General features: G+C 59.9%; 8 protein-coding genes and 1 pseudogene. 5 read left to right on the forward strand and 4 right to left on the reverse strand.

From position 1 onward, the window contains the following. Positions 1–19 precede the first annotated feature (19 nt). Both G6K99_RS13930 and G6K99_RS13935 read right to left on the reverse strand, forming a co-directional pair. Entirely contained in the window at positions 20–622 is a 603-nt protein-coding gene (locus G6K99_RS13930) for an NADPH-dependent F420 reductase (RefSeq protein ID WP_174196877.1), read from the reverse strand. Positions 623–651: 29 nt separating this feature from the next. Then, positions 652–1,410, reverse strand: a complete 759-nt coding sequence (locus G6K99_RS13935; RefSeq protein WP_113112320.1) for an SDR family oxidoreductase — start codon at positions 1,408–1,410, stop codon at positions 652–654. A 109-nt stretch (positions 1,411–1,519) separates the two neighbouring features. On the opposite strand from G6K99_RS13935, the gene G6K99_RS13940 reads away from it, so the two are divergent. Both G6K99_RS13940 and G6K99_RS13945 read left to right on the forward strand, forming a co-directional pair. After that, positions 1,520–2,446 carry a LysR family transcriptional regulator gene (locus G6K99_RS13940; RefSeq protein ID WP_174196878.1) on the forward strand — a complete coding sequence of 309 codons (927 nt, stop codon included), beginning with the start codon at positions 1,520–1,522 and terminating at the stop codon, positions 2,444–2,446. Positions 2,447–2,669: 223 nt separating this feature from the next. Further along, positions 2,670–2,990, forward strand: a complete 321-nt coding sequence (locus G6K99_RS13945) for a hypothetical protein (protein WP_174196879.1) — start codon at positions 2,670–2,672, stop codon at positions 2,988–2,990. Here the strand turns inward: G6K99_RS13945 and G6K99_RS13950 are convergent. Continuing rightward, complete coding sequence (locus tag G6K99_RS13950) at positions 2,933–3,670, reverse strand: SDR family oxidoreductase (protein WP_174196880.1); 738 nt, start codon at positions 3,668–3,670, stop codon at positions 2,933–2,935. The genes G6K99_RS13945 and G6K99_RS13950 overlap by 58 nt on opposite strands. Positions 3,671–3,764: 94 nt before the next feature. Here G6K99_RS13950 and G6K99_RS13955 point away from each other — a divergent pair, with 94 nt between their 5' ends. The 3 genes and pseudogenes from G6K99_RS13955 (at position 3,765) to G6K99_RS13965 (ending at position 5,728) form a co-directional block, all read left to right on the forward strand. After that, entirely contained in the window at positions 3,765–4,670 is a 906-nt protein-coding gene (locus G6K99_RS13955) for an AraC family transcriptional regulator (protein WP_174196883.1), read from the forward strand. Between the two features lie 230 nt (positions 4,671–4,900). After that, positions 4,901–5,068 (forward strand): annotated as a pseudogene (locus G6K99_RS13960) (acyl-CoA dehydrogenase); the annotation flags it as partial. A 234-nt stretch (positions 5,069–5,302) separates the two neighbouring features. Then, the gene (locus G6K99_RS13965; RefSeq protein WP_062456648.1) at positions 5,303–5,728 is read left to right on the forward strand and encodes a helix-turn-helix domain-containing protein; all 426 of its coding nucleotides are present in this window, start codon (positions 5,303–5,305) and stop codon (positions 5,726–5,728) included. Between the two features lie 149 nt (positions 5,729–5,877). Here G6K99_RS13965 and G6K99_RS13970 read toward each other — a convergent pair whose 3' ends face one another. Continuing rightward, positions 5,878–6,822 carry an aromatic alcohol reductase gene (locus G6K99_RS13970; protein ID WP_174196881.1) on the reverse strand — a complete coding sequence of 315 codons (945 nt, stop codon included), beginning with the start codon at positions 6,820–6,822 and terminating at the stop codon, positions 5,878–5,880. Positions 6,823–6,998: the final 176 nt, after the last annotated feature.

The following is a 6,998-nucleotide window of genomic DNA, read 5'->3' on the forward strand; positions in this document are numbered from 1 at the left end:
CGCGGAAGATTGTTAAACCTTAGCCGAATTTGACGAGGTTGTGCGCCGGCAACGGGCCGCCCGGAAACTGGACGAGGCGGCTCCCGACGGCGAGGTCACCGAGATCGATGCCGAAGAAGTCAAGACGGTCGATCAGCGCGCCGATCTCCGCTTTGGCCGATGCATCATCGCCGGAATAAAACAGCACGCGTCTGCCTCCTTCGCTGGTCGGGTCACCGGCGAGCACAGCGGCTGACAGATGGTTGAACGCCTTTACGACCCGAGCACCAGGAACCATCTCGACGAACACATCCGACGACGTCCGGCCGCCGAGGTCTGCGGGCTGGAACAGCGGCGCTTCGATCGGGTTGTTGGTATCGACGACGATCCGACCGTTCCAATCGGGCAGATCGGCCATTGCCGCAGGAAGCTTCGACCAATTGACGGCGATGAAGACGATGTGTTTCGATGCGGCTTCCTCGCGCGAGCCGGCGGTAATCGACGGGCCGAGCGAGGCGACGAGTTCGGCAAGCGTTTCAGGGCCGCGGCTGTTGGAAAGCGTGGCTGCGATGCCCTTCCTCGCGAGAGTTATCGCGATGGCGCGACCAATGTTTCCAGCGCCGATAATTCCGATGGATGTCATGAATTTGTCTCCTTGTTGAAAATGGTCGATCAGGCTGTCTGTCCGCCGTCGACGTTGAGTGTTGCTCCGGTAATGTAGCTGGCGTCCGGGCCGGCGAGGAAGGCGACCGCCGCGGCAATGTCTTCGGGCTTGCCGTAGCGCCCAAGCGCCGCAAGTCCCTTCAAAGTGTCCGCGAAGGGGCCGTTTGCCGGGTTCATGTCGGTGTCGATTGCACCGGGCTGAACCAGGTTGACGGTAATGTTGCGCGGGCCGAGATCACGGGACCAGCCGCGCGTATAGGCGCCCACTGCAGCCTTTGTTGCGATGTAGTCGGCTGCACCCGGAAAGGGAATGTGAACCGCGCCCGTTGTCCCGATCGAGACGATCCGTCCGCCGTCCTCCATGAGAGGAACTGCTGCGCGGACCGCGGCCGCGACACCCTTGACGTTGATGTCGATCTGTCGATCGAACGCCGCAATATCTGCATTCGGATCGCCGACACCGCCGGTGACGAAGACCCCGGCAGAATTGACCAAGATGTCCAACCGGCCGAACGCTTCATGCGCCTGTCGCACAAGGTCTGCGACCTCGGACGCATTGGCCTGATCCGCCTTGATTGCCACAGACCGACGCCCAAGGGCCTCGACCACGCGCACGAGCTCCTCTGCCTTGTCGCCAGAGGCTGAATAACTGAACACCACATCCGCCCCGTCATGGGCCAGGCGCTTGACGATGGCTGCGCCGATGCCCCGCGACCCGCCGGTCACGAGAGCAACCTTGCCGAGAAGAGGCTGAGAATTCCGTGTCATCTGCTCGCTCCTTGCGATGTTTGATGACCCAGATATGGACGATCCAATTCCCTTTGATTAGCTGGAATTGACTTGTTATATCTTCAACGATCACTTGAAGGGCGCGGCGATGGAGACACTGGCTAATCTTGAATCCTTCGTGCGGAGCGCCGAGCATGGCAGCTTCTCGGAAGCGGCCAGACGCATGTCGCTGACCCCGGCCGCCGTCAGCCGCAACGTCGCCATGCTGGAGCGCAACCTCGGTATCCGGCTGTTCCATCGCTCGACGCGCAAGCTGGTTCTCACCGAGGCGGGCGAAAGCTTCAGGCTGTCGGTCGCCGATAGCCTGGACACTATCCAGGCTGCGATCGGAGGTGCGGCTGTGCAGGGTGAGCCGAAGGGTGTGCTCAAGGTCAGCCTGCCGCCCACCCTCGGCGTGCTGCATATCCTTCCCCATCTGCCGGAGTTTCTGAAGCTCTATCCGGGTGTGAAGCCGGAATGTCATTTCGATGCCAGACCCGTCGACCTTGTAGCCGATGGCTATGATGCAGCGATCGGCGGAGGCTTCGATCTGAACCCGGGCATTGTCGCCCGAACGCTCGCTCCGGTGCACATCATTGCGGTGGCATCACCGGGCTATATGGCAGGTCGCGTGCCGCCGTTCGACCCGGCGGGGTTGAAGGCGCTAGATAGCATCGTGATGCGTTTGAGGCAGAGCGGACGCATCCGCCAATGGACGATGCGCGATGCGGCCGGCCGTCAGGCGGCTGCGGAGTTATCCGAAACTCTGGTCGTCAACGATCCCGCCGCCATGCTCAGCGCTACCGTTCTAGGGGTGGGCGTCGCGCTAGTTCCGAAAGCAGACGCCCAGCCTCATCTCGAGGCCGGGCGTCTGGTCCGGCTGTTGCCGCAGTGGTATTCCGACGCAGGCGCGATTTCGGTGTACTTTGCAAGCCGATCACAGCTCCCTGCAAAGACCCGTGTCTTCATCGATTTTGTGGCAGCTCTGGCAGAGCGCAATCGGTGGCCAGAGCAGTTTGCCGGCAGTCTCGGGTAACCGCATTTGGCGCACTGGGGACATGACGCCGCCGCCGAGACGATGTCTGCTTTTGTGCAGGTACGGCGACGACCTCTATGGCCGACAAAAGGGCGCATAGCGGCAACACAACAGCAACCATGCATGCCCACCCCCCTCACCACCCACGCCGCTTTTCGTCATTGGCCATCCCCCACCCTTCGGTGTATCACAAGTCCCTGCCGCCACTCGGGCGTGGCGATGCATGAACAATGCATGGAACGGAAAACCCGATTACCCGCACAGCGAACCCGAAACGGCGTTCGATGTCGGCGATCGGCTCCGGCTGGTGCGCCAGGCCCACGGGCTGTCGCAGCGGGCCTGCGGTGAAGGCCGGCGTCACCCCCTCGGTCACCTCGCTGAAGAAGATCCTGGAATCGTTCGGGTGTTTCACGAATTCTACGAGCCGAGCGGCCGGTTTGGGGTGGAAGCGCCATACGGTCCTCACCCGTACAGCGTTTCGGCCACCTATCCCTGTGCGGTCGGTCGCAGCACGATCTCTCCCACATCGACATTCGAGGGCTGAGCGATCGCAAACGCAATGGCATCAGCTATGGCGGATGCCGGGATCGCCGTGGCCTTCATGCTGGCTTCCCCTTGTGCCCGCATCGCGGGGTCGGTCATCGAGGATGGGAGCTCTGTGTCGACGTACCCAGGTGAAATGCCCGTCACGCGCAGCAATGGACCAGCCTCCTGACGAAGCGCTTCGGTGATTGTCCTCACGGCGTTCTTCGACCCAGCATAGACAGCCATCGTCGGTACGATCTTGATTCCCGCTGTTGACAGTGTGTTGATGAAGTGGCCGAAGCCCTGACGACGAAAGAGCGGCAAGGCGGCTGCGATCCCGTAAAGGACGCCCTTGACGTTGACGTCTATCATCGCCTCCCAGTCCTCGACCCTCAGGGCGTCCAGCGGCGAGATCGGCGCTATCCCGGCATTGCTCACGAGAACATCGAGTTTGCCAAATTTTTCGACCGCAAGGGCCACAAGCCCGTCGACGTCCTGACGACGCGTGACGTCGGTGACGATAAAGCATGCCGTCCCACCCCGTGACACGATAGAATTGCGCAGGGCTTCCAACCGGTCGGCACGCCGCGCACCAAGGACAAGGGTCGCTCCCCGTTCCGCCAGATGCAGGGCCGTGGCCTCGCCAATGCCGCTGCTTGCCCCGGTGATCGCGACGACTTTTCCCTCGATACCCATCATGCTCAATCATCCTTTTCTTGAAGGCTGATCTTTGCATGACAAATCGAGGCGATCTATGCTGCAACGACCCTAAAATCGTCGCGATCGGCTCAATCTGATGGACCCGCTGTCCGAAGTCTTTTCCCTCATCAACATACGAGGCGCACGCTGCACACGGTTCGAGGCAAGCGGACGATGGTCTTACCGCTTTCCTGCCAAGCCTGCAGTCAAGTTCGGCGCGGTCCTGGCCGGTGACTGCTGGATCGACTTCGGCGAAGGGCAACGTCACCAGCTTGCCGCAGGGGACTGCTTCCTGCTGGCCAACGCGCCAAGCTACTTCCTGGCGAACGATGATCACGTCCTTTCCGACGATGGAATGTCGGCATTCGATTGGGCGCAATCTGACGTCGCTCGCCACGAAGGCAATGACACCGTGTTGATCGCTGGCACCTTCAGTTTTGAAGAATCCGATGCTGACCTGCTGCTGGATTCGCTGCCAACCTTTCTGCTGATTCCGTCGCGCAATGCTTCGGCAACCGTCGTCCGCTCCACGCTCGCTATCCTCGATATCGAAATCAAGGGGACGCAGATCGGCGCCGCCGTCCTCACCGACAGGCTTGTCGATATTCTCCTCGTCCAGGTCTTGCGGGCGGCATTGATCCAGGACGATGGCGACAGTTTGGGCTGGATCAGCGCACTGGCCGATCCCCGGATCGGCAGGGCAATCGGGTTGATGCATCGAGATGCTGCCTATCCTTGGAGCCTGGAAACTTTGGCAGCATCGGTAGCGATGTCACGATCGGCCTTTTCCAAACGATTCAAATCTTTGGTGGGTCTCGCGCCGCTTGATTATCTTCTTCGCTGGCGGATGCGGCTGGCGCGAAATGCGTTGCGCCGCGGATCAACCGTCGCGACCGTTGCCTCAAAGGTCGGGTATTCTTCAGAAAGCGCTTTCGGGCACGCGTTCAAACGAATTTACGGAATAGCCCCCCGACGATACTGGCGAAGCGTCGAGCCTTAAGCGTCAAACCCTTCATTGCGACCCTTCATCCGCCCACGTCCCCTCACCCCCACGCCGCTTTTCGTCATTGGCCACGCCCCACCCTTCGGTGTATCACAAGTCCCTGCCTCCGCTCGGGGCGTGGCGATGCATGAAGGCGCGCACGAAGAATGCATGGAACGGAAAACCCGGAAACCGATCACCCGCACAGCGAACCCGAAGCGGCGTTCGATGTCGGCGATCGGCTCCGGCTGGTGCGCCAGGCCCGCGACATGCACGGCGGCAACGGCATCCAGATCGAATACCACGTCATGCACCACGCCCAGAACCTGGAAACGGTCAACACGCATGAAGGCACGCATGATGTGCATGCGCTGATCCTCGGCCGCGCCCAGACGGGAATTCAAGCGTTCTTCTGAGGCGGATTTTGTTGCGAACCATGCCCGGCCCGCCACTGCGTGCCGGGCTTTTTTCGCGATATGCGGATGGGGTGGCAGCTTTGCGCCAACAGTTGATGTCCTCGGCCATCGGTGAGACCAACGACGCGGATCTCCCTGCCGACTTTTATGAACGTTCCTACACGTCGGGGAGACAGGTGAAATGCCCTTGGAAGGCTGGTAATACGACAGGCAGCAATACCGGAGGCAAGAGCAATGACCAGAGAAGAAATTCTTAGCTATTCCCAAGCGGTTTGCGATGGTCTTCGTGAGGACGACGATGGGGTGAGACGCGAGGTTCTCACCCATGCGGGAAGCCGTTGGTCGCTCGGCGTCATACACACGCTCGGCGTCTATGGCAGGCTTCGCCACGCAGACATCGGAAAACGAATGCACGGCGTAACGCAGCGGATGCTCACGCGCACGCTACGCCAACTCGAAAGAGATGGTCTCGTCACGCGTCACGATCTCGTTGAGGTGCCGCCTCGGGTGGAATACGAACTGACCGAACTGGGAATGGGTCTTCTCATTCGCATGATCCCGCTGTGGACGTGGGTCGTGGAGAATTCCGAACAGTTTCGAACGTCACGCGAGGATTTTGATGCCCGTCCGCCAGAAAAGCCCTCCTGGCAGACGTTTTAGCAATCGAGACATGCGCCCGCTCCGCTGGTGTCGGCGGCACGGTGTTCGACCTCGTAATGATATTGTTGCGGATCAACTCTCATTGGGAGCGCGGCTATACCGCGCTCCCGGTCTGTTATCTTCCATCGATCTGCATCTCAGAGGCCATGTCACTTGCCGCTCAGGTTCGCGTTGATCCAATCGGACACATCCGTCACCTTGATGCCTTCGCTCGCGTTGAATGTGCCGGCCTTGTCCCATGCCATTCCTCGCCCGATACCAAAGGCTGCGCGGTACTTGCGCATCATGTTTTGGGGGTCATTTGCCAGTTCTTCCATCAGGACGGGAACAGTCCATACGGACCGGTTGAAGCGCCGGTTCAAACCCGCCTCCAGCTTGTCGGCAAGCTCGCCATAGGTGACGGTATCGCCCGCCAGGAAGACGATCTCGTTGCTGATGGTCGGCTCGTAGAAGACGATTTCAGCGGTGAGCACGCCGATGTCGTCGGGCGTCGTCAGCGTGACAGCGGTATCGGAGCTGCCAAGAGCGTTGACTGCGTTCTTTTCCAGATCAACGACGCCGAATTCTGGTTCGAAAAGATAACTCATGAACATGCCGGTGGAGATGATGACCCAGTCCGTCTTGCTCTGAGAGCGAAGGAGTTCACGCACATCGAGTTGAGCGTCGAAGATGTCCTGCGGACCGCCTCGACCAATCGCCTCGAAATCGACACCGAACTGCCAGGGGAAATAGCGCGGAATACCGGACTGCAACGCCGCCTTGGCCAGTTTCATCGGTGTATTAATCCCAGCCGCGTAGCCAGCGCAGCCAATCACGGTATCGTACTGTGCAAACAGAGATGCGAGTTCATCGATCGAGCTATTGACCAGATCACCTGTGACGATCTCGATATCCAAGTTGCGGATTTCGGTGACGTCGCGCTGTTTGGCTATCGAGTCTGATTTGATGGCACTGGCGCGAAGCAAAACACTTATCTTTGCGTCTTCAATGCCCTTGGCGCGACGGGCCAGATTGCGAAGGACGGGCATGCCGAGTTCCCCGGCCCCGAGCACGAGAATGTTTCGTGACTTCACATTGGAAACTGTCTGGTTCATCGATTTCAATCCTTCAAAACGCTACGTCACCGCTACTTGGCAAGGCGGAACGACGAAGAAAAGAAGGTACACGGATGATACTGCAGCGAAATAGAAGGACAACACTCCCGCTGCATTCCTCTTGCGCACATAATCGTCTACCCGCCCCCCTCTTCCCGAGCACTCACCCCACACCG

Source organism: Neorhizobium sp. AL 9.2.2, assembly GCF_013317225.1.
GTDB classification, from domain to species: Bacteria; Pseudomonadota; Alphaproteobacteria; order Rhizobiales; family Rhizobiaceae; genus Neorhizobium; species Neorhizobium soli.

Bases quoted from the DNA above. Each gene is read 5' to 3' on its own strand.
- G6K99_RS13965 (WP_062456648.1), top strand. From the start codon at position 5,303: ATGACCAGAGAAGAAATTCTTAGCTATTCCCAAGCGGTTTGCGATGGT.
- G6K99_RS13935 (WP_113112320.1), bottom strand. From the start codon at position 1,410: ATGACACGGAATTCTCAGCCTCTTCTCGGCAAGGTTGCTCTCGTGACC.
- G6K99_RS13940 (WP_174196878.1), top strand. From the start codon at position 1,520: ATGGAGACACTGGCTAATCTTGAATCCTTCGTGCGGAGCGCCGAGCAT.
- G6K99_RS13930 (WP_174196877.1), bottom strand. From the start codon at position 622: ATGACATCCATCGGAATTATCGGCGCTGGAAACATTGGTCGCGCCATC.
- G6K99_RS13950 (WP_174196880.1), bottom strand. From the start codon at position 3,670: ATGATGGGTATCGAGGGAAAAGTCGTCGCGATCACCGGGGCAAGCAGC.
- G6K99_RS13945 (WP_174196879.1), top strand. From the start codon at position 2,670: ATGAACAATGCATGGAACGGAAAACCCGATTACCCGCACAGCGAACCC.
- G6K99_RS13970 (WP_174196881.1), bottom strand. From the start codon at position 6,822: ATGAACCAGACAGTTTCCAATGTGAAGTCACGAAACATTCTCGTGCTC.